This window comes from Streptomyces sp. NPDC048436, from assembly GCF_043200355.1.
Taxonomy (GTDB): Bacteria; Actinomycetota; Actinomycetes; order Streptomycetales; family Streptomycetaceae; genus Streptomyces.
The window spans coordinates 62,385-84,306 of the sequence record NZ_JBICXP010000003.1 but is presented as its reverse complement, the minus strand read 5'-3'; the positions used below and the strand labels follow the sequence as shown (position 1 = coordinate 84,306).

Annotated in this window: 17 protein-coding genes; 6 read left to right on the top strand and 11 right to left on the bottom strand. The window is 69.3% G+C overall.

Features of this window, described 5'->3' with window-relative positions:
* Nucleotides 1–44 precede the first annotated feature (44 nt).
* The 5 genes from ACGFX9_RS11345 (at nt 45) to ACGFX9_RS11325 (ending at nt 6,654) form a co-directional block, all read left to right on the top strand.
* Complete coding sequence (locus ACGFX9_RS11345) at nt 45–722, top strand: DUF3000 domain-containing protein (RefSeq protein ID WP_393468528.1); 678 nt, start codon at nt 45–47, stop codon at nt 720–722.
* Between the two features lie 255 nt (nt 723–977).
* Complete coding sequence (locus ACGFX9_RS11340; protein WP_160507754.1) at nt 978–1,640, top strand: response regulator transcription factor; 663 nt, start codon at nt 978–980, stop codon at nt 1,638–1,640.
* Nucleotides 1,641–1,718: 78 nt separating this feature from the next.
* A complete protein-coding gene (locus ACGFX9_RS11335; protein WP_393468524.1) occupies nt 1,719–2,996 on the top strand; it encodes an HRDC domain-containing protein in 1,278 nt (425 codons plus the stop codon).
* A 302-nt stretch (nt 2,997–3,298) separates the two neighbouring features.
* The gene (locus tag ACGFX9_RS11330) at nt 3,299–4,525 is read left to right on the top strand and encodes a thiolase family protein (protein WP_393468522.1); all 1,227 of its coding nucleotides are present in this window, start codon (nt 3,299–3,301) and stop codon (nt 4,523–4,525) included.
* The gene (locus tag ACGFX9_RS11325) at nt 4,522–6,654 is read left to right on the top strand and encodes a 3-hydroxyacyl-CoA dehydrogenase NAD-binding domain-containing protein (protein WP_393468519.1); all 2,133 of its coding nucleotides are present in this window, start codon (nt 4,522–4,524) and stop codon (nt 6,652–6,654) included. Before ACGFX9_RS11330 ends, ACGFX9_RS11325 begins: the two co-directional genes overlap by 4 nt.
* Before the next feature lie 73 nt (nt 6,655–6,727).
* Here the strand turns inward: ACGFX9_RS11325 and ACGFX9_RS11320 are convergent, their stop codons facing one another.
* Entirely contained in the window at nt 6,728–7,849 is a 1,122-nt protein-coding gene (locus tag ACGFX9_RS11320) for a hypothetical protein (protein ID WP_393468516.1), read from the bottom strand.
* Between the two features lie 111 nt (nt 7,850–7,960).
* On the opposite strand from ACGFX9_RS11320, the gene ACGFX9_RS11315 reads away from it, so the two are divergent.
* Nucleotides 7,961–8,332, top strand: a complete 372-nt coding sequence (locus tag ACGFX9_RS11315) for an NTP pyrophosphohydrolase (RefSeq protein ID WP_393468513.1) — start codon at nt 7,961–7,963, stop codon at nt 8,330–8,332.
* Between the two features lie 96 nt (nt 8,333–8,428).
* Here the strand turns inward: ACGFX9_RS11315 and ACGFX9_RS11310 are convergent, their stop codons facing one another.
* The 10 genes from ACGFX9_RS11310 to ACGFX9_RS11265 form a co-directional block, all read right to left on the bottom strand.
* Nucleotides 8,429–9,907: an ArnT family glycosyltransferase gene (locus tag ACGFX9_RS11310; RefSeq protein ID WP_393468510.1), complete on the bottom strand. Its 1,479-nt coding sequence runs from the start codon at nt 9,905–9,907 to the stop codon at nt 8,429–8,431.
* 82 nt (nt 9,908–9,989) lie between these two features.
* Nucleotides 9,990–11,492 carry an amino acid permease gene (locus tag ACGFX9_RS11305; RefSeq protein WP_393468507.1) on the bottom strand — a complete coding sequence of 501 codons (1,503 nt, stop codon included), beginning with the start codon at nt 11,490–11,492 and terminating at the stop codon, nt 9,990–9,992.
* 145 nt (nt 11,493–11,637) lie between these two features.
* Nucleotides 11,638–13,572 (bottom strand): 1-deoxy-D-xylulose-5-phosphate synthase, encoded by a 1,935-nt coding sequence (gene dxs / locus ACGFX9_RS11300; protein ID WP_393470377.1) that lies wholly within the window; start codon nt 13,570–13,572, stop codon nt 11,638–11,640.
* 188 nt (nt 13,573–13,760) lie between these two features.
* Complete coding sequence (locus tag ACGFX9_RS11295) at nt 13,761–15,047, bottom strand: sugar ABC transporter permease (protein ID WP_393468504.1); 1,287 nt, start codon at nt 15,045–15,047, stop codon at nt 13,761–13,763.
* The gene (locus tag ACGFX9_RS11290) at nt 15,044–15,823 is read right to left on the bottom strand and encodes an ATP-binding cassette domain-containing protein (protein WP_393468501.1); all 780 of its coding nucleotides are present in this window, start codon (nt 15,821–15,823) and stop codon (nt 15,044–15,046) included. The genes ACGFX9_RS11295 and ACGFX9_RS11290 overlap by 4 nt, the downstream gene beginning before the upstream one ends.
* Before the next feature lie 193 nt (nt 15,824–16,016).
* Nucleotides 16,017–17,102, bottom strand: a complete 1,086-nt coding sequence (locus ACGFX9_RS11285; RefSeq protein ID WP_393468498.1) for a substrate-binding domain-containing protein — start codon at nt 17,100–17,102, stop codon at nt 16,017–16,019.
* 120 nt (nt 17,103–17,222) lie between these two features.
* Nucleotides 17,223–18,422, bottom strand: a complete 1,200-nt coding sequence (locus ACGFX9_RS11280) for an ROK family transcriptional regulator (protein WP_393468496.1) — start codon at nt 18,420–18,422, stop codon at nt 17,223–17,225.
* A gap of 207 nt (nt 18,423–18,629) precedes the next feature.
* Nucleotides 18,630–19,517: a carbohydrate ABC transporter permease gene (locus ACGFX9_RS11275; protein ID WP_393468493.1), complete on the bottom strand. Its 888-nt coding sequence runs from the start codon at nt 19,515–19,517 to the stop codon at nt 18,630–18,632.
* On the bottom strand, nt 19,517–20,395 hold the full coding sequence (locus ACGFX9_RS11270; protein WP_393468490.1) for a carbohydrate ABC transporter permease: 879 nt from the start codon (nt 20,393–20,395) through the stop codon (nt 19,517–19,519). The genes ACGFX9_RS11275 and ACGFX9_RS11270 overlap by 1 nt, the downstream gene beginning before the upstream one ends.
* Nucleotides 20,396–20,515: 120 nt before the next feature.
* Complete coding sequence (locus ACGFX9_RS11265) at nt 20,516–21,778, bottom strand: extracellular solute-binding protein (protein WP_393468488.1); 1,263 nt, start codon at nt 21,776–21,778, stop codon at nt 20,516–20,518.
* Nucleotides 21,779–21,922 lie beyond the last annotated feature (144 nt).

Below are 21,922 nucleotides of genomic sequence, written 5' to 3'. Positions count from 1 at the left end.
GTCTGTCCCTGCGCGAAGCCGCCGTTCCCCTTAACCTTCCCCGCATGGCTGCGGCTCAGGGACAACGGTCGGACGGCGCTGGCGAGATGGAAAGTACGGAGGGGAAGGTGGCGGAATCGGCTCCGTTGCCCTTTCGAGCGGCGGTCGACGCGCTGCGGGGGGCACGGCTTCGGCCTGAGATCGAGATCGACCCGACGAAGCCTCCGCAACGCCTCGCCCCGCACGCGTACGCGCTGGAGGCGGCGGTGGTCGAGGGCGACGAGGACCTGGCGGACGGGCGTCTCGTGCTGCTGCACGACCCGGCGGGGCACGATGCCTGGCAGGGCACCTTCCGCCTTGTCACGCTCGTACGCGCGGAGTTGGAGCCGGAGATGGCGGCGGATCCGCTGCTGCCCGAGGTCTGCTGGTCCTGGCTGACGGGCGCGCTGCAGGCGCGGGGCCTGGCGTGCGGGGAGCCGAGCGGCACGGTCACGCGCGCGGGCTCGCACTACTTCGGCGGGCTCGCCGAGCGGCCACCCGCGTCGCAGATCGAGATCCGGGCGTCGTGGACGCCGCGCGAGGGGATCGGCGGGGTGCCGGACACGGCGGCGCATCTCACCGCGTGGTGCGATCTGCTCTGCCAGGTGGCCGGGCTGCCGCCCGTCGGGCAGGAGCAGGGGCAGGGGCAGGGCGACGCGTCCGTGGTGTCGCTGCCGCAGCGGCGGGGGCCGCAGACGCCGTAGCCGGTGGCGGGGACAGGGCGGGGCGACGGCTGGGGATGGGGACGGGAATGGGATCGATTCTGAACGACTGCGATTCGGGTTGATCTTCGGATGATCGATCGTGTGTCCGAATGGTCCGAATTGTTACTCACCAAATCGTGATCATTCTCTAAAGGCGGACGGGTTTGATGCCGAAGAGGTTGGTGACCTTGAAAGCACGGTTCGTCCCGGCTTCTTCCCCGAGCCGGCCGTCGTCCCGAACCCCCAGGAGGCCTGGTGTCCGTTCTCCTCGAGCAGCCCGCAAGCCTGGTCGCCTACCGCCCGAACAAGCCGACCGCCATGGTCGTCGTGGCCGACCCACGTGTCCGTTCCACCGTCACCCGCCACCTGTGGGCGCTCGGTGTGCGCGACGTGATCGAGGCCTCGTCGATCGCGGAGGCTCGTCCCCGCATCGGCAACCCCCGTGACATCTGCGTGGCAGATGTCCACCTCCCCGACGGCTCCGGCCTGACGCTCCTGTCCGAAACCCGCGCCGCGGGCTGGCCGAACGGCCTCGCCCTCTCCGCTGCCGACGACATCGGTGCCGTACGCAACGCCCTCGCGGGCGGCGTCAAGGGCTATGTCGTCACCGGCACCCGCAACAACGTCGGTCTCCCCACCCGTCCCGGCGCCGCGCCCATCGGCTCGGCCGCCGCCCGAATGCACCGCCGCCCGCCGGGCGCCCCCAGCCACCCCGGTGGCTACCGGGAGCTGTCCGGCCGTGAGGTGGAGGTTCTCCGCCTCGTCGCGGAGGGCCAGTCGAACAAGGCCATCGGCGTCTCGATGGGGCTCTCGGCGCTGACCGTGAAGAGCCACCTCGCCCGGATCGCACGCAAGCTCGGCACGGGCGACCGGGCCGGGATGGTAGCGGTGGCCCTGCGTACCGGAATCATCCACTGACTCATTTACACCCCTCGTGCGCCCGTCGACGGAACGTTCCGTCGACGGGCGCTGTCCATACACAGATACCCTTGACAGGTGACCGACGCCCAAGAGACCGCAGCAGACAGTTCACTGCGAACCACCGGAGGCGGCCCTCCGGACGACGTCGAAACGGCGCCGATCCCTTTGCTCGAGCCGCGTGATGGAATTCCTCCGGTGGTCGCCGACGAAGCCTCGCTCGCCGAGGTGATCGCCGCATTCGCGGCAGGCAGTGGCCCCGTGGCCGTGGACGCCGAACGTGCGTCCGGCTATCGGTACGGCCAGCGTGCCTACCTCGTGCAGCTACGCCGTGAAGGCGCGGGCAGCACACTGATCGACCCCGTCGCCTGCCCCGACCTCTCGGGGCTCGGCGAGGCGATCTCCGGAGCCGAGTGGGTTCTGCACGCCGCGACGCAGGATCTGCCGTGCCTCCGCGAAATAGGCATGATCCCGACCAGCATCTTCGACACCGAACTCGCGGGGCGCCTCGCCGGATTCCCCCGGGTCGGCCTCGGCGCCATGGTCGAGGGCGTGCTCGGCTTCGTCCTGGAGAAGGGGCACTCGGCGGTCGACTGGTCGACACGGCCGCTGCCCGACCCCTGGCTGCGGTACGCGGCGCTCGACGTCGAGCTGCTCGTGGACCTGCGGGACGCGCTGGAGAAGGAGCTCGACCGGCAGGGGAAGCTTGAGTGGGCCCGCGAGGAGTTCGACGCGATCTCCGCCGCGCCGCCCGCGCCGCCTCGCAAGGACCCCTGGCGGCGTACGTCGGGCATGCACAAGGTGCGGCGCCGTCGCCAGATGGCGGTCGTACGTGAGCTGTGGACCGCGCGCGACAAGGTGGCCCAGCGGCGTGACGTGTCGCCCGGCAAGGTGCTCAGTGACGGCGCGATCGTGGAGGCGGCGCTTTCACTGCCGCCCAACGTGCACGCGCTCGCCGGTCTCACCGGCTTCGGGCACCGGATGGGGCGGCGCCAGCTCGAACAGTGGCAGGCCGCGGTGGACCGGGCGAAGGAGCTTCCCGACTCCGAGCTTCCGCAGCCCGGGCAGACCGTCTCCGGGCCGCCGCCGCCCCGCTCCTGGGCGGACCGGGACCCGGCCGCCGCCGCTCGGCTCTCCGCCGCGCGGGCCGCGGTCTCGGCGCTGGCCGAGCAGCTGAACATGCCTCAGGAGAATTTGATCACTCCGGACACGGTACGGAGGGTTTGCTGGGAGCCGCCGGTGGCGGTGACGCCGGAGACGGTTTCCGAGGCGCTGTCCGCCCATGGTGCGCGGCAGTGGCAGATCACCCAGGTGACCCCGGCCCTGGTCACCGCCCTCGCCACCACCCCGGCCTGAGCCGCCGCTTCGCGCCGGATCTCTCCCACCCACCCACCCGTTCACCCCGCAGTGCCGGGGTGAGGGGCGGGTGGGTGGTTCGCGTGGGGGGTGCGTTGATCGCCGTGGGACGCCTCCCCGGGCGGCGGCACAGGAAGCCCCCCGCCCACCCGCAGGGCCCCGTCGCCTCCGCTGAAGGCGCCCCGCCAGACAATGTGACCTTCGCCTCCCCGAGGCGGGACTGGGCAGCATAGTTACCGGCAAGTAGCATGGAACCCGGAAGCGCGCCGGCAGGCGCACCCGCACCCTGGAGGAGAGCCATCGTGCCTCGTACCGTCAGGGACGTCGTCTTCGTTGATGGCGTCCGCACCCCGTTCGGCAAGGCGGGCCCGAAGGGCATCTACCACGAGACCCGTGCGGATGACCTCATCGTGAAGGCCATCCGGGAGCTCCTTCGACGCAACCCGGCCCTCGACCCCGCCAAGATCGACGAGGTCGCCATCGCCGCGACCACGCAGATCGGCGACCAGGGTCTGACGCTGGGCCGCACCGCCGGGATCCTGGCGGGCCTGCCCCAGTCCGTGCCCGGCTACTCGATCGACCGCATGTGTGCGGGCGCGCTCACCGCCGTCACGGCGACGGCCGGTTCCATCGCGTTCGGTGCGTACGACGCCGTCATCGCCGGTGGTGTCGAGCACATGGGCCGCCACCCCATGGGCGAGGGCGTCGACCCGAACCCGCGGTTCGTGAGCGAGAAGCTCGTCGACGAGTCCGCCCTCTTCATGGGCATGACCGCCGAGAACCTGCACGACCGCTACCCGAGCATCACCAAGCAGCGCGCGGACGAGTACGCGGTGCGCTCGCAGGAGAAGGCCGCCAAGGCCTACGCCAACGGCAAGATCCAGCAGGACCTCGTGCCCGTCTCCGTACGACGGACCAACGAGGAGGCGGGCGAGACCGGTTGGGGTCTTGCCACCGCCGATGAGCCGATGCGCCCGGGCACGACCCTGGAGAGCCTCGCCGGTCTGAAGACGCCGTTCCGTACGCACGGCCGCGTCACCGCCGGTAACGCCGCGGGCCTCAACGACGGCGCCACCGCGTCGATCATCGCCTCCGAGGACTTCGCCCGGGAGAACAACCTCCCCGTAAAGATGCGGCTCGTCTCCTACGCCTTCACCGGTGTAGAGCCCGAGGTCATGGGCTACGGCCCGATCCCGGCCACGGAGAAGGCGCTCGCCCAGGCGGGCCTGTCCATCTCCGACATCGGTCTCTTCGAGATCAATGAGGCCTTCGCCGTGCAGGTGCTCGCCTTCCTTGAGCACTACGGCATCGCGGACGACGACACGCGCGTGAACCAGTACGGCGGCGCCATCGCGTACGGCCACCCCCTCGCCTCCTCCGGCGTGCGTCTGATGACGCAGCTGGCGCGGCAGTTCGAGGAGCAGCCGGACGTGCGCTACGGCCTGACGACGATGTGCGTCGGCTTCGGCATGGGCGCCACCGTCATCTGGGAGAACCCGAACCACAAGGACGCCGGAGGCGACAAGTGACCAGCTCCACCACTGAGCTTCTGAAGGGCGCGGCCGAGCTGTTCCCGGACGAGGTCGTCACGCAGGCGCACGTACGCCACCTCGACCTGCCCGCGGGCGCCGGTCGCTTCGCGCTCATCACGCTCGACAACGGCTTCGACCACACCAAGCCGACCACCTTCGGCCCCGGCTCGCTCGCGAACCTGAACACCGCGATCGACCAGGTCGAGAAGGAGGCGGCCGAGGGCACGATCGTCGGTGTCGGTGTCACCGGCAAGCCGTTCATCTTCGCCGTCGGCGCCGATCTCAAGGGCGTCGAGATCCTCAAGCGCCACGAGGACGCGCTGGCCATCGGCAAGGGCGGCCACGAGGTCTTCAAGCGGCTCTCCGGGCTCGCCGTGCCGACCTTCGCGTACTACAACGGCGCTGCCATGGGCGGCGGTGTCGAGGTCGGTCTGCACTGCTCGTACCGCACCGTCTCCAAGGCGCTGCCGGCCTTCTCGCTGCCCGAGGTCTTCCTCGGTCTCGTACCGGGCTGGGGCGGCTGCGCGCTGCTTCCGAACCTGATCGGCGCTGACCGCGCGGTCTCGGTCATCATCGAGAACTCGCTGAACCAGAACCGTCAACTCAAGGGCAAGCAGGTCTTCGAGCTCGGCATCGCCGACGCGCTCTTCGAGGGCGCGGACTTCCTTGAGCAGTCGCTGATCTGGACGGCCTCCGTCCTCAACGGCTCGCTCACGGTGGAGCGTCCCGAGGTCGACCGCGGCGAGGCCTGGGACGCCGCTGTCGCGCGCGGCCGTGGCATCGCGGACTCCAAGGTGCACGGTGCGGCCCCGGCCGCCTACCGCGCCCTGGAGATCATCGCGGCCGCCCAGGACGGCGACCTGCAGAAGGGCTTCGACGCCGAGGACAAGGCGCTCGCCGACCTCATCATGGGCGGTGAACTGCGCAGCGGCATCTACGCGTTCAACCTCGTCCAGAAGCGCGCCAAGCGCCCGGCGGGTGCCCCGGACAAGAACCTGGCGCGCCCGGTCACCAAGGTCGGCGTCGTCGGCGCCGGTCTGATGGCCTCGCAGCTCGCGCTGCTCTTCCTGCGCCGCCTCGAGGTGCCGGTCGTCCTGACCGACATCGACCAGACGCGCGTCGACAAGGGTGTGGGCTACGTCCACGAGGAGATCGACAAGCTTCTCCTCAAGGGCCGCGTCAACCAGGACAAGGCGAACCGCCTCAAGGGCCTGGTCTCCGGTGTCCTGGACAAGGCCGAGGGCTTCTCCGACGCCGACTTCATCATCGAGGCCGTCTTCGAGGAGATCGGCGTCAAGCAGCAGGTGTTCGCGGAGGTCGAGGCGGTCGCCCCGGCGCACGCGATCCTCGCCACCAACACCTCCTCGCTCTCGGTCTCCGAGATGGCGTCGAAGCTGAAGCACCCCGAGCGGGTCGTCGGCTTCCACTTCTTCAACCCGGTCGCGATCCTCCCGCTCCTGGAGATCGTGCGCGGCGAGCAGACGGACGACGCCTCGCTTGCCACGGCCTTCGGTGTCGCCAAGAAGCTGAAGAAGACCGCGGTCCTGGTGAAGGACGCCCCGGCGTTCGTCGTGAACCGCATCCTCACCCGCTTCATGGGCGAGATCCAGAACGTCATCGACGAGGGCACCCCGGTCGAGGTGGCCGAGAAGGCCGTCGAGCCGCTCGGCCTGCCGATGTCGCCGCTGGTCCTCCTTGAGCTGGTCGGTCCGGCCATCGGTCTGCACGTCTCCGAGACGCTCAACCGTGCCTTCCCCGAGCGCTTCACGGTCTCCCCGAACCTCGCCGCCGTCGTCAAGGCGGGCAAGCGCGGCTTCTACGTGTACGACAGCGGGAAGCCCGAGCTCGACCCCGAGGTCGCCGCTCTCCTCAAGCAGGGCGACACCGTCCTGACCGAGGAGCAGACCCGCGACCGCGTGCTCGACGCCGTGGCGCAGGAGATCGGCCTGATGCTGGACGAGGGTGTCGTCGCCGAGGCGCAGGACATCGACCTGTGCCTGATCACCGGCGCGGGCTGGCCCTTCCACCTGGGCGGCATCACGCCGTACCTGGACCGGGCCGGTGTCAGCGAGCGGGTCAACGGCAAGCCGTTCCTGGCGCAGGGCGTGGCGAGCGTTCCCGCCTAGCACCTCCGTATACGGGCGATGCCCGGCCGGCCTCCTGGCCTGCCGGGCATCGCCCGTTTCGCGCGCTTGCTGCTCACACCCGCGTCCACGCCTCCAGCGCGAGGCCCGACTCCGCCTTCTGGCGGGCGAGCCGCAGTGTGCCGTCGAGGCCGATCGTCGCCATGACCACGCGGCCCAGCGCGTCAAGGGCAAGGGACGGGGCGCCCAGACAGGGTTCGCCGGTGGCGGCCCACCAGACGCCCGCCTTCTCGTCCTCCGTGGGGTAGGCCGCTATGACCGGGCGGCCGTCGGAGCCCCGGTGGGCGAGGACCGTGCAGTCGTGGCCCTCTATCGTCGCGCGGAGCGCCACCGTGGGGCCCGCGTCGGGGGTGCCGCCGAGGGGCCGCATGTCCTCGTCGTCGGAGCGGTGGGCGAGGACTTGGCCGTTGCGGACGTCGGTGGCGTAGTACGTGAGGCGGTCCGGGGCCGTCTCCAGGGCCGTGCCCGAGCCGGCGGCCGGGGGCAGCGGGATGTCACCGGCGCGCTGCAGTTCGGCGCCCTGCTTCTCCTGGGTCCAGTGCAGGGTCTTGTTCTCCGCGGGGCCGAAGACCTCCACCCGGCCGGTGGAGGTGGCGACGGCGGTGATGCCGTCCAGGACCTCGCGCACCTTGAGGTCCTTCCACCCCTCCCACTTGCCGCCCTTGCCCTCGCGCCGCAGCCGGACGCTGTTCACCGCGTCCCGTACGAAGACGTGGACCGTGCCGGAGGCGTCCACCGCGGCGGTGGGGGCGCCGAGGTGCGGGGCGCGTTCGACGAGCTTGGTGTGCGGGTTGCCGAGCGAGCGCCAGTCCATGAGCGGTCGGCCCGACTGGTACTGCACGGCGTGCACGACGTCGACCTCCGGGCCGCCTCCGCCGTCCTTGGGGCGCGTCCGCAGGGCGACGAAATGGACGTACCCGTCGGCGCCCTGGGCCAGGGTCAGATGGGTCAGGTGCGGCGCGTCGAAGAACTCCGGGCCGGTCCAGTCAGGGCCGCCCGGCCTGTTCTCCGTCCAGCGCAGCAGGCCGTCGACCGTGCGGGCGTACGCGGTGAGCCTGCCGTCCTTGCCGCGCAGCAGCCAGCGCCCGGTGGCGAGGGTGCCGCTCGCGACGCGGTCGGCGGGGGCGGCCTGATGGGAGGGCTCTCGCTCGGGCCAGGGGGCGGACCTCAGCGGCATGACTCGGCGCCGACCTTCCTTCGAGCGGGCGTTTCTACAGCCTCCGAGTCTACGTTTTCCGCCCCGGGTCCCCGGCCAGGGCTCCGGGGCCCGGTGTGCCAGGGTGGCTTCATGACAACTCTGCTCGTCGTCGATGCCGCCAATGTCGTCGGCTCGGTCCCCGACGGCTGGTGGCACGACCGGCGCGGCGCCGCCGAGCGGCTGCGGGACGGGCTCGTCGCGTACGCGGCCGAGGGCATCGCCGGGCATCCGGGCCCGCTGGACGTCGTGCTCGTCGTCGAGGGGGCCGCGCGGGGCGTGGAGTCCGTCGAGGGCGTACGGGTGGTCTCCGCGCCCGGCAGCGGGGACGACCGCATCGTGGAACTGGCCGCCGAGGCCGCGGGCAGACCGTGCGTCGTCGTCACGGCCGACCGCGAGCTGCGCCGCAGGGTCGCTGAGTCCGGGGCCGAGTCGGTGGGACCCCGAACGGTGCGCGACCGCTGATCGGGCGGCGCCCCGCGGCTGTCCCCGCCGAGATGTGGGCGGTACGCGCGGCGGCGGTGGCGATCCTGGGGTCCGCGTCGGCGCCCCGCGCCCGCCTCACCGCTCCACCCGCGCGTACATCACCGCTCGCCCCACCCGCCTCACCGGCTCGTACCCCACCGTGAGGACCCGCCGCAGCGAAGGCGTCCGCTCCGGGGCGAACGGCTTGCCCCGGGAGTCGTCGATGATGATCGCCGGCGGGTGCTCCCTCAGTTCCCGGCGGAAGACCCTCCAGGAACCCTCGACCGCGTATCTCTCCCCCACCTGTGGCCCGTTCCTGCCTCCGCTGTAGTTGGTGAGCAGGCCTGCCGTGAGGTAGCGGCTCGCGGGGGTGCGGTCGGACAGCCAGTACGTCTCCGGGTGTATCCCCCAGAACAGCACCTTGTCCTGCGGGGCCGTATGCGCGCGGACACTGTCCGCGAGGCGCGTGGCGTGTGCCAGCTCGGGGCGCGGGGCCAGGAGCCCCCAGGCCAGGAACAGCGCGCACGCGCCCGCCGAGACCGTCACCGCCGTCCAGGTGCGCTCGCGGGGCAGGATCTGGAGTGCCGCCGTGCCCAACAGGGCCAGAGGAGGGGTCAGTTGGAGGTAGTAGTGGCCGAAGAAGTGGAAGCCGGCCAGGACCGCGCCCGCCGCCGACGCGAGCCACAGCCAGAGGTCCGTCGAGCCGGTGCGGGCGATGCGCAGGACCCGCAGTACGGGCGGGATGATCCCGGCGCAGGCCGCCGCGAGGATCGCCGCGTTCGTCAACCCCCTCAGGAGTACGTGGAGTTCGGACCCGGCGAAGGAGGCGTACGCACCCGATCCCGTCACCGTCCAGAACAGGAACCCCCCGGGATGCGTCACCACGGCGGCGGCGAGCACCGGGCCGCACAGGCCAACTCCCAGGCACAACACACCCTTTCGGCCGGCCCCCGCCCGCCACAGCAGCCACGCCACCGGCACGAGCACCGCTCCCCCGGTCTGCTTGGCCAGGAACGCGCAGGCCACCGCCACGCCCGCGGTGGACCAGCGGCGCCGGTCCGCGCACCACATGGCGGCTGCCGTGCACGGCAGCATGAAGACCTCGAAGGTGGCCGCCTGGGCGTCCTCGGGGTTCAGGCCGACCGAGACGAGGAGGTAGAGCACGCCTGCCGTGCGGCCCGCGCCGTCCCCCCAGCGCCGCCGGGCGACGGAGGTGAGCAGGACGGCGGTCAGGAGCTGGGCCGCCACCGCAAGGACCTTCAGCGGAAGCAGCGTCGCGTCACCGAAGAGCGCGAACGCCCCTTCGTACAGCCAGGGAACGAGCGGTGGCTTCCGGTCCACGACGCTCTCGTAGAGCTCGCCCCCGTCGGCCAACATCCTTGCCTGGACGGCGAGATAGCCCTCGTCCGGACTCCACAGGGGCCACCGGAAGGAAGGGATCCGGGTGAGGAGGGCCAGGGCGGCGAGGAGGGCGAGCAGGCGCGGCCAGTACAGCGCGGGGGCTTGCTCCGTACGCGGGCGCGACACCTGGGGTGTGTGTACGGAGCGTAGTGACGCGGGGGGCTCGGCGAGCATACGTGCACGCTATCCGGCCCCGCAGTCCCTGCCTGATCGGGACATACGGGGCCGGGCGATTGGCCGGAAGTGACCGCCGTGACTACAGGGCGTCTCCGGTCCGGCTCTGCTCACCACGTCGGCCCAGCAGGCTGTGCGAACGCCCGTACAGGAAGTAGACGACGAAGCCGAGCACCATCCAGACGCCGAACCGCAGCCAGGTCTCGGTCGGCAGATTGAGCATCAGCCACACCGAGGCGGCCACCGAGAGGATGGGCACGAGGGGCACCATCGGCGTGCGGAAGGCGCGGGGCAGTTCGGGGCGGGTGCGGCGCAGGATGATGACGCTCAGTGCGACGACCACGAAGGCGAAGAGCGTGCCGATGTTCACCAGCTCGGCGAGTTCGTTGAGGCTGGTGAACCCCGCGAGGATCGCGATGAGGACACCGAGCAGGATGGTCGGCCGGTGCGGCGTCTTGTACTTCGGGTGGACGTGCGAGAAGAAGCGGGGCAGCAGCCCGTCGCGGCTCATGGCGAAGAAGACGCGGGTCTGGCCGAGCAGCAGGATCATGCAGACGGTGGTGAGTCCGACGGCGGCGCCGAAGCTGATGATGCCCGCGTAGGCGGGATGCCCGGTGGCCTTGAAGGCGTCGGCGAGCGGGGCGTCCACGGACAGTTCGCTGTAGTGCTGCATGCCCGTGACGACGATGGAGACGGCGACGTACAGGATGGTGCAGATGAGGAGCGACCCGAGGATGCCGCGCGGCATGTCCCGCTGCGGCAGCTTGGTCTCCTCGGCGGCGGTGGCCACGATGTCGAAGCCGATGAAGGCGAAGAAGACGATGGAGGCGGCCGTGAAGATGCCGAGGACGCCGAAGTTGGTGGGCGCGTACCCGAACATCAGCTGGATGAGCGGGGACTGGAGGCTGTCACCGGCGGGCACCTCCTGCGCCTTCGGGATGAACGGCTTGTAGTTGTCGGCCTTGATGAAGAAGGCGCCCGCGATGATGACGATCAGGACGACGGCCACCTTGATGGCGACGATGACCGTGGTGACGCGCGCGGAGAGTTTCATGCCGAGGACGAGGATGACCGTGAGGACGAGTACGAGGGCGAAGGCGAGGATGTCGAAGCCGAAGCCCTCGGCGGCATCGGGCCCGGTGAGTGTCTCCGGCAGGTGCCAGCCCGCGTTGTCCATCAGCGAGCGGACGTAGCCGGACCAGCCGACGGCCACCACGGCGGTGCCGAGGGCGAATTCGAGCACCAGGTCCCAGCCGATGGTCCAGGCGGGCAGCTCGCCGAGCGAGGCGTACGAGAAGGTGTACGCCGATCCGGCCACCGGCACGGTGGAGGCGAACTCGGCGTAACAGAGCGCCGCGAGGGCGCAGACGATGCCCGCGACGACGAAGGCGAGCGCGGTGGCGGGCCCCGCGGTCTCCTTGGCCACTTTCCCGGTCAGGACGAAGATGCCGGTGCCGATGACGACGCCGACGCCGAAGACTGTGAGATCGAGGGCGGACAGCGACTTCCTGAGCGCGTGCTCCGGCTCCTCGGTGTCCTGGATGGACTGCTCGATGCTCTTCGTTCGGAAAAGGCTGCTTGCCACGGACGTACCTCCACGCTTGTCGTCCTGGACATGATCGAGAGGGCGAGTACCCCGTAGGCCTCGGCGCGAGCCTATTCACGCGAATGGGCCGGTTCCACCACCCGTACAGGGTGCTGAAACCGGCCCATCGGCGGTGCAGGTTGACTCAGTCGCGCGCGGGCTCCGCCGCCTCGACCGAGTCCACGGCTGCCGTGCGCTCGAACTTGCCGTCGAGCTTGGCCACCAGGCCGGTCACCTGGCGGGCGATGTCCGGGGCGGTCAGGCCGATCTCGGTCATGATCTCCTTGCGTGACGCGTGGTCCAGGAAGCGCGGCGGGATGCCGAAGTCGCGCAGCGGTACGTCCACGCCCGCGTCGCGCAGGGCCTGGGCGATGGCCGAGCCGACGCCGCCCGCGCGGGAGTTGTCCTCGACGGTGACGACGACGCGGTGCTGTTCGGCGAGCGGGGCGAGCGCCTCGTCGACGGGCTTGACCCAGCGGGGGTCGACGACCGTGGTCGTGATGCCCTGCTTGTTCAGGAGGTCCGCGATCTCCAGGCACATGGGGGCGAGGGCGCCCACGGAGACGAGGAGGACGTCCGCACGCTTGGTGCCCGCCTTGCGCAGCACGTCCATGCCGCCGACCTTGCCGACGGCCTTGACCGCCGGGCCGACCGCGCCCTTCGAGTAGCGCACGACCGTCGGGGCGTCGTCGACCTCGACGGCCTCGCGCAGCTGGAGGCGGACCTGGTCGGCGTCGCGCGGGGCGGCGATCCGCAGGGTCGGCACGCACTGCAGGATCGACATGTCCCACATGCCGTTGTGCGAGGCGCCGTCCGTGCCGGTGACGCCCGCGCGGTCCAGGACGAAGGTGACGCCGCACTTGTGCAGGGCCACGTCCATCAGGAGCTGGTCGAAGGCGCGGTTGAGGAAGGTCGCGTACACCGCGAAGACGGGGTGCAGGCCGCCGGTGGCCAGGCCCGCGGCGCTGACCGCCGCGTGCTGCTCGGCGATGCCCACGTCGTAGACGCGGTCGGGGAACGCCTTGGCGAACTTCTGCAGGCCGACCGGCTGGAGCATGGCCGCCGTGATGGCGACGATGTCCTCGCGCTCGTGGCCGAGCTTGACCATCTCCTCGCCGAAGACGGACGTCCAGTCCATGCCGCCGGCGGCGATGGGCAGTCCGGTGTCGGGGTGGATCGGGCCGATGCCGTGGAAGTGGTCGGCCTCGTCCTCCTCCGCGGGCTTGTAGCCGCGGCCCTTCTCGGTGATGCAGTGCACGATGACCGGGCCGCCGAAGCGCTTGGCGCGCACCAGGGCGGACTCCAGGGCCTCGATGTCGTGGCCGTCGATGGGGCCGACGTACTTCAGGCCGAGGTCCTCGAACATGCCCTGCGGGGCGATGAAGTCCTTGAGGCCCTTCTTCGCGCCGTGCAACGTCTCGTAGAGGGGCCTGCCGACGACCGGGGTGCGCTCCAGGAGGTCCTTGCCGCGGGCCAGGAAGCGCTCGTAGCCGTCGGTGGTGCGCAGGGTCGCCAGGTGGTTCGCGAGGCCGCCGATGGTCGGGGCGTACGAACGTTCGTTGTCGTTGACGACGATCACCAGGGGGCGGTCCTTGGCGGCGGCGATGTTGTTCAGCGCCTCCCAGGCCATGCCGCCGGTGAGCGCGCCGTCACCGATGACGGCGACGACGTGGTCGTCCTTGCCCCGCACCTCGTTGGCCTTGGCCAGTCCGTCGGCCCAGCCGAGGACCGTCGACGCGTGCGAGTTCTCGATCACGTCGTGGTCGGACTCGGCGCGCGAGGGGTAGCCGGAGATGCCGCCCTTGGTGCGCAGCTTGCCGAAGTCCTGGCGGCCGGTGAGGAGCTTGTGGACGTAGCTCTGGTGGCCCGTGTCGAAGAGCACCTTGTCCCGGGGGGACTCGAAGACGCGGTGCATGGCGATCGTGAGCTCGACCACGCCGAGGTTGGGGCCGAGGTGGCCGCCGGTCTTGGAGACTGCGTCGACGAGGAAGGCGCGGATCTCGCCGGCCAGCTGGTTCAGCTCCTCCGGGCTGAGCCGGTCCAGATCGCGCGGTCCCCTGATGCGGGTCAGCAGCGGCACCCGTGCCTCCTTGCAGTAGAGCTGTTCGAGCGTTGACCGGATGTTGCCGGGCCTGTTGAGTCTAATGTTCCGCCGTCGCCGGTGACGTCCGGGCTGCGGGTCGCGCGTCGCGGTGCGGGCGGCGGACAGAGAGCTGCCCGGCACCGCTCCATTGCGGTACCGGGCAGCTCTGTCTGGGTTCTGGCAGGTCAGGCGCGGCCTGCCGCTTTCTGGCTCCGGCGTGACACGGAGTCGAGCACCACCGCGGCGAGCAGCACGGCGCCGGTGATCATCGACTGCACCGCCTTGCTTGAGCTGCCCGACATGTACAGGCCGGTCATGATCGACTGGATGACCAGGATGCCGAGCAGCGCCGACCAGGGGGTTCCCCGGCCGCCGAAGAGGCTGGTGCCGCCGATGACCGCAGCGGCGATCGCCAGCATCAGCGTGTCACCGCCGCCCAGGTTCGAGTCGGCGACGCCGGACTGGGAGGCGATGAAGAGGCCGCCGAGACCGCCGAGGAAGCCGGAGATCGTGAACACGGAGATCCGGATCCATACGACGTTGATGCCGGCCCTGCGCGCGGCCTCGACGCCGCCGCCGACCGCGAAGACCTGACGGCCGTAGTTGGTGCGGCGCAGCACGAAGCTGGCAAGGACCACCACGGCGACGAAGACGGTCAGGCCGAGCGGAAGACCGTCCTCCTGGTTCAGGACGAAGGCGACGACGTAGGCGAGGACCGCGACGACCGCTGTGCGCAGGGTGAGCTCGCTCACCGGGCGGTGCGGCAGGTCCGCGGCCTTGCGGCGGACACGCTGGCTCCACTGGGAGTAGCCGTACGCGGCGACCGCGACGGTCGCGAGGCCGTAGGCGGCGGCGACATCACTGAAGTAGTAGTTGTTCAGCTTGTAGATGATGCCGTCGGAGATGTTGTTCAGGCTCAGGGTGTTGCCGAGGACGTACAGCTGCAGGCCGCTCCACCCGAGGAAGCCCGCCAGTGTCACGACGAAGGCCGGTACGCCCACCCGGGCGAAGAAGAAGCCGTGCAGAGCGCCGATCGCGGCGGCGGCGGCCAGGCCGATGATGACGGCGAGACCCTCGTTCACGTCCTGCTTGATCGCGAGGACCGAGCTGACCGCGGCGGTGAGCCCCGCGACGGAGCCGACCGACAGGTCGATCTCGCCGAGCAGCAGGACGAAGACGATGCCGGTCGCGATGAGGCCGGGGCCGACGATGTACTGCGCGATGTTGCTGAGGTTGGACGGGTCCAGGAACCGCCCGGTGGTGATCTCGAAGATCGCCCAGATCACGATCAGACCGGTGACGACGGGTATGGAGCCGAGCTCGCCGCCCTTGATCTTCCGTTTGAACTCGCCGAAGTAGCCTGCGAAGCCCTGTTCACGGACGAGCAGGCGCGGGTCGACGGCCGGGATGGCGTCGGCGGCCGGGGCCTCGGCGTCCACCTTCTGCGGTGGGGTGTTCACGGTCTCACTCACTTCGCAACCTCCGCGTTGCGCGCCTTGCGGCGGGTCACGGCGTTCTCCGTGGCTCCGGTGATCGCGGCGATGATCTCTTCGTTGCTGGTGTCCTTGACGCTGAAGACACCGTTGTTGCGACCGAGGCGCAGGACGGCCACCTCATCGGCGACGGCCTTGACGTCGGCCATGTTGTGGCTGATGAGGAGCACGGCGAGGCCGCGTTCGCGCAGCCGCTCCACCAGGTCGAGGACCTGCGCGGTCTGCTCGACGCCGAGGGCCGCGGTGGGCTCGTCGAGGATCACCAGCTTGGGGTTGCCGACCAGGGCACGGGCGATCGCGACGACCTGACGCTGTCCGCCGGAGAGCGAGGCGATCGGGATACGCACGCTCGGGATGCGGATGGAGAGGGTGTCGAGGAGCTCCTTGGCTCGCTTCTCCATCGCCACCTCGTCGAGGACCTTGGCCCGGCCGAGCTCCCGGCCGAGGAACAGGTTGGCCACGACGTCCAGGTTGTCGCAGAGCGCGAGGTCCTGGTAGACGGTGGCGACACCCAGTCCCTGGGCGTCGTGCGGGCGCGAGATGGAGACGGGCTTGCCGTCCCACTCGATGGTGCCCTCGTCGATGGGGTGGACCCCGGCGATCGTCTTGACCAGGGTCGACTTACCGGCGCCGTTGTCGCCGACCAGGGCGACCACTTGACCGGCGTGTACTTCCAGTTCGACATCGGTGAGCGCTTGAACGGCACCGAAGCGCTTGGAGACGCCGCGCAACGCCAGCACGGGCGGAGCGGACATGTGAACCATCTCCTTCGTCCGCCAGGGGGGTGGCGGAGGCCGTACGGACATGGCGTACGGCGGGATGTGATGTGTGGGCTAAGGGGGGATGCGGCAGGGATGCGAGCAGACGTACAGCGCCTCGGCCCCCGACAGCGGGGCAAGCGTGAAGAAGACCGAGGCGCCGTACGAGTCCGTTGCCTGCAACGTGCCGCTACTTGATGCCGGCGTCCGCGCAGGCCTTGGCGAAGTCCGGGGTGCAGATCTCGCTCGTCTTGTAGAGCTTGTCCTTGACGACGGTGTCCTTGATGTCGTCCTTGGTGACGACGAACGCCTGGACGAGCGCCGACGGGATGCCCTTGTTGCTGGGGCTGTCGAGCTTCGCCGTGACCAGCGAGTCGATCTTCTCGTCGTTGAGGAGCTTCACCGCGACCTCAGCGGTCTTCTCCGCCTCGGGCTTGTACGGCTTGTAGATGCTGAAGGCCTGCGTGCCCTTCAGGATCCGCTGGATGCCCGCGAGTTCGGCGTCCTGGCCGCCGACCGGGATCCCCTTGACGCCCGCCGACTGCAGCGCCGCGACGATGCCGCCCGCCATGCCGTCGTTGGCCGAGTAGACGGCGTCGAAGCCGTCCTTGCCGAGGGAGGTGATGGCGGTGCCCATCTTCTCGCCCGCGATCTTCGGGTCCCACTCACCGGTCTGCTCGTAGACGATCTTCTTGACCTTGCCGTCGAGGACCGAGTGCGCGCCCTTCTTGAACAGAGCGGCGTTCGGGTCGGACTCCTTGCCGTTGATCATGACGACGTCGGAGTCCTTGGCCTTGTCCCCCAGGGCCTTGACGATGCCCTCGCCCTGCAGCTTGCCGATCTTCTCGTTGTCGAAGGAGACGTACGCGGAGACGGGGCCCTCGGCGAGCCGGTCGTACGCGACGACCTTGATGTCCTTCTTCTCCGCCTCCTGCACCCACGCCTTGGTGGCACCGGAGTCGACCGCGTCCAGAATGATGACCTTGACGCCGGAGTCGACCAGGTCGTCGAACTGCTGCTTCTGAGTCGAGACGTTCTCAGAGGCGTTCTTGTAGTTGATCTTGCAGTCCGAGCAGAGGTCCTGGACCTTCGCCTTGATCAACGGGTAGTCGAAGGACTCGTAACGCGTGGTCTTGCTCTCGGGCAGGAGCAGACCGATGGTCTTGTTGTCCTTGTCCTTGCCCTTGTCACCACCGGCCTCGCCACAAGCAGCGAGGGAAACGGCCATCGCGGTAGCGGTCATAGCTATCGCGGCACGACGCAGTTGGGTGTTCACTGTCCAGCCTCCCTGACGTGGCCGCGTCGTTGCGGCCGAGGTGGCTCGAAGTCAACTCGGCCGCCACACCAGCGTCAAGGAGTAAATCCTTAACGAGATGACAACGGTGCCATGCGTTATCTAAGTGAAGGCAGGTGCGGCCACGGGCGCAGAGCCGTCCAAAAGGGTTGAATCGCCCATTTCACTGAGGGCGAGAGCAAGCGCGCCGAGCACTTCGGCGCGGCCACCGAGGGCCCCTGGGAGCACGGACAGCTGTCGCGCAGCGCTGGGGATCGCATAGCGCCCCACGGACTCCCTGATGGGCCCCAGGACCAGCTCACCGGCCTCCGCCAGGTCACCGCCTAGTACGACCCTGCTCGGGTTGAGGAGATTGCAGAGGTTCGCCACCCCGCTGCCGATGTGCCGGCCGACGTCGGCGATCACCCGGCGGCAGCCGGGGTCGCCCTCACGCGCGAGGGCCACCACGCGCTCCATGGTCAGCTCGGTGCCGTGGCTGGACTGGAGCAGGGGCAGCACGTAGCGGGCCGCGGTGAAGGTCTCCAGGCAGCCGCGGTTGCCGCAGCGGCAGACCGGGCCCGACTCGTCCAGGGTGATGTGGCCGATCTCCCCGGCCGTGCCGCCGGGCCCCCGGTAGATCCTCCCGCTGATCACAAGACCGGCGCCGACACCGCTCGCGACCTTGATGTACGCGAGGTCCTTGACCCCGCGGCCGCTGCCCCAGACCAGCTCGCCGAGCGCGCCGAGGTTGGCGTCGTTGTCGACGTACACGGGGACGTCGAGGCGGTCCTTGAGCTCCTCCGCGGGCTTGGTGCCCGTCCAGCCCGGCAGGATCGACGTCGAGCCGAGCGTCCCGGACTCCACGTCGATGGGTCCGGGCACGCCGAGCCCGATGCCGGCGATCTTCGCGCGGTCCACGCCGGTCACCGCGATCAGCCTGCTGACCAGCTGCTCGGCGCGGTCGAAGCCCTGCGCCGCCGACGCGTCCACGTCCAGCGGCTCGGACTCCTCGGCGAGCACCTGGTGGGCGAGGTTGCCCACGGCCACGCGCAGGTGCGTATGGCCGAAGTCGACGCCGATGACGATGCCCGCGTCGCCGCTGAGCGAGACGCTGCGGGCCCTGCGGCCGCCTGCCGAGGTGGGCGTGACCTCGACCGTTCCGCCGTCCTTGAGCTCCCGGACGATGTTGGAGACCGTGGCCGCGGACAGGCCTGTCGTCCTGGCGATCTCCGCCTGAGTGAGCGACCCGGCGAGCCGTACGGCACGTACGACCCGTTCGAGATTGGCCCGGTGCAGCGACGACTGCGACCCCGGAGTCTCCATTGACTCAGCCACCCTTATTCCGTATGACGTCATGACGTAACGGCAGCTTCGCCGCCCGTACAAGTTGTGAACTCCAAGCTCTGCTGAAGGGGTTAGCGCAGTCAAGTCCTTGACGGAAATCAGCGCCCCTGAACAGCGGACAGGCCGGGTCCAAGCGGCGAGGATGCACCCCAAACCACCCAGACCCGGCCTGCGGGGTCCGATCCGTTACTTGACCGATCCCGCGGTGAGACCCGAGACCACGTGCCGCTCGATGAAGGCGAACAGCACGATGACCGGCACGATCGCCACCACGGACGCCGCGAAGAGGTAGTTCCACTCCACGGTGTAGGCGCCGATGAAGTTGTTGATGCCGACGGTCAGCGGCTGTTTGTCGGGCTCGGTGGTGAGCGTGAGGCCCATCACGAACTCGTTCCACGAGGTGATGAAGGTGAAGATCACCGCGGTCACCACACCCGGCAGCGCGAGCGGCAGCGTCACCTTGATCATGGCGCCGAACCGGCTGGTGCCGTCGACCATGGCGGCCTCCTCCAGCTCCGGCGGGATCGAGCTGATGTAGGCCGTCAGGATCCACACCGCGAACGCGAGGTTGAACGCCGCGTTGGTGATGATCAGCGTCCAGACCGAGTTGAGCATGTCCAGCTGGTGGAACTCGCGGTAGAGACCGACGAGCAGGGCGGTGGGCTGGAACATCTGGGTGATCAGGACCAGGAGCAGGAAGGCCTTGCGTCCCCGGTAGCGCATGCGTGCCGTGTAGTACGCGGCGGGCAGCGAGACCAGGAGCACCAGAAGCGTCGCCCCGCCCGCGACCATCAGGGTCACCTGGAGGTTCTGGCCGAGCTCCGACTCCTTCCAGACCTCGATGAAGTTGGACCACTCCAGGTTCTGCGGCAGGTAAGTCCGGTCGCGCAGCTCGTCCTTGGGACGGAGCGCGGTGATCACCATCTCCAGGTACGGGGCCAGGAAGATCGCGGCGAGTGCCCAGGCCACCACCGTGATGACCAGGGTGCGCGGCCGGAACGTGCGCTTGGGCTTGAGCTGCTGGGGCGCGGAGCCCTTCGGGGACCCCGCGCGGGGCGCCGTCGCGGTGGCCATCAGTCCTCCTCGTTCCACCGGCTGACCTTAAGGAAGATCAGCACGAGTACGACGACCATCGCGAAGTTGACCACGGACATCGCGGCGGATTCACCGATGTCGGTCTCCTTCAGCTTGTACATGAACACCATGGTCGTGGAGGTGTCATAGCCGGGACCGCCCTGCGTCATGGCCCAGATGATCGGGAAGGAGTTGAAGACGTTGATGAGGTTGATGACCACACCGACGAGGAACGCGGGCCGCAGCATCGGCAGCGTGATGTGCCGGTACGTCTGCCAGGGGCTCGCCCCGTCGATCCGCGACGCCTCGTAGACCTCGCCAGGGATGGTCTGCAGACCGGCGAGCAGGGTGTACGTGGTGAAGGGCAGCGAGACGAAGATCGCGACGGCCATCATCCACGGCCAGGCCGTCTCCGGTTTGCCCAGCCAGTCCTTGGAGTTGTCGATCAGGCCGAGGTCGAGCATCACGGTGTTGAGCACGCCCGCGGTCTGGTTGAGCATCCACTTGAAGCCGATGGCGGTCATCAGGACGGATGCCGCCCAGGGTGCGATGAGCGCCCAGCGGGTGACGGTGCGGCCGGGGAACTTCTGGTTGAACAGCTGGGCGAGGGCGAGTGAGAGAAGCATCGTCACGCTCACGACGACGACGGTCCACACGACCGTCCAGAGCAGGACCGCCCCGAAGTCGGTCTCCTCGAAGAGCTTCTTGTACTTGTCGCTCCCCGCGCTGCCGCGCACGATGCCGGCGATGGAGATGTTGAGGAACGAGGTGCGGATCAACTCGACGACCGGCCAGATGACCACCGCGAGGATCAGCAGGATGACGGGCGCTATCCAGGGCAGCGGACCGAGTCGGGCGATGCCGCTGCGACGGCTCACCGGCCTCGGTGCGCGCCCGCTCCGTCCCCGGTCGGTGCCGGCCGGGGGCGGAGGGGCCTTCAGTGACACAAGGGCTCCTTGCGTACGGAGGAAACGGAGCGAACAGATCCTGGCTGCCTGCTACTTGGCCTCGGCAGCCGCCGCTTCCGCCTTCTTCTGCAGGTCGCCGAGGACCGTCTTGGGGTCGTCGCTCGCGGCCTTGCCGCCGGTCTTCTTCATCTCGGCGGAGATGACGTCCCAGGTGGTGTCGCCCAGCGGGTAGAACTTGGCGTTCGGCAGGACCTCGAAGAACGGCTCCAGGTCCTTGTGCTTGCCGCTGGTCTGCATCGTCTTGAGGGTGTCCTGGGTGACGGGCATCAGGTTGTACATCTCGTCGAACTCCAGCATCTTCTTGGAGTACGTGAAGTCCAGGAACTTCTTGACGCCTGCCTTCTCGGCGCCGCCGTCCTTGAAGGCCATCATCCAGTCGGCCACGCCGAGGGTGGACTCCAGCGGGCCCGTCTTGCCGGGGATCGGCGCGACGCCGTAGTCGACCTTGCCGTCCTTGGCCATCTGGATCAGGCTCGGGTGGCCGTTGAGCATGCCGACCTTGCCGGCCGCGAAGTCCGCGAAGGCCGTCTTGCGGTCGGTGGAGGCCGGGTTGGAGTACGTGAGGCCGGGCTTGACCAGGTTCTTCTGGAGCCACTCGAAGGTCTCGACGTTCTTGGCGCTGTCGAGGGTGTACTTGCCGCTCGCGTCGGTGTAGCCACCGCCGTTGCCGAGCTCCCACATCATCGACTCGCCCTGGGTCTCCTCGGGGCCGAGGGGCAGGGCGTAGGGGGTCTCGGCGGCCTTGGAGGACTTGATCTTCTTCGCCGCGGCGGCGACCTCGTCCCACGTCTTGGGCGGCGTCTTCACGCCCGCCTTCTTCAGGACGGCCTTGTTGTAGAACATCACGCGGCTGGAGGAGACCCACGGGATGCCGTACTGGGTGCCCTTGACCTCGCCGGCCTTGGCGAAGGTGGGGATGAGGTTCTGCTGCGTCTTGGGCGAGAGGACGTCGTCCGCCTTGTAGAGCAGGTCGTCCGCGACCTTGTCGGCGTAGCCGCCGGTCTGCAGGAGGTCGGGCTGGTTGCCCGCCTGGATCATGTTCTTGACGGACTTGTCGATCTCGTTCCAGTTGATGACCTGGACGTCGACCGTGTAGCCCTTGTTCTCCTTCTCGAACTCCTTCTTCACGCCGTCCCAGTACTTCTTGGAGGCGTTGGAGGCCTTGTCGCCGTAGTCGGCGGCGACGAGCTTGATGGTCTTGCTGTCCCCGCTGTCGCTGTCACCGCCGCAGGCACTGAGACCCAGTGCCATCGCGAGCGTTGCCGCACCGGTGGCGATTACTCGATTCCTCATGCTGTTCAACCCTTCGACATCGGTGTCGACTTGAACGCGGGCAAAGGTCCCCCCGCGGCGCCGTGACGCCGACATTACTCACGGCCGGAATTGCCGCAACAGGCCTAGACCACTTTCGTGGCCAAGCTGAAATGACCCGCTGCC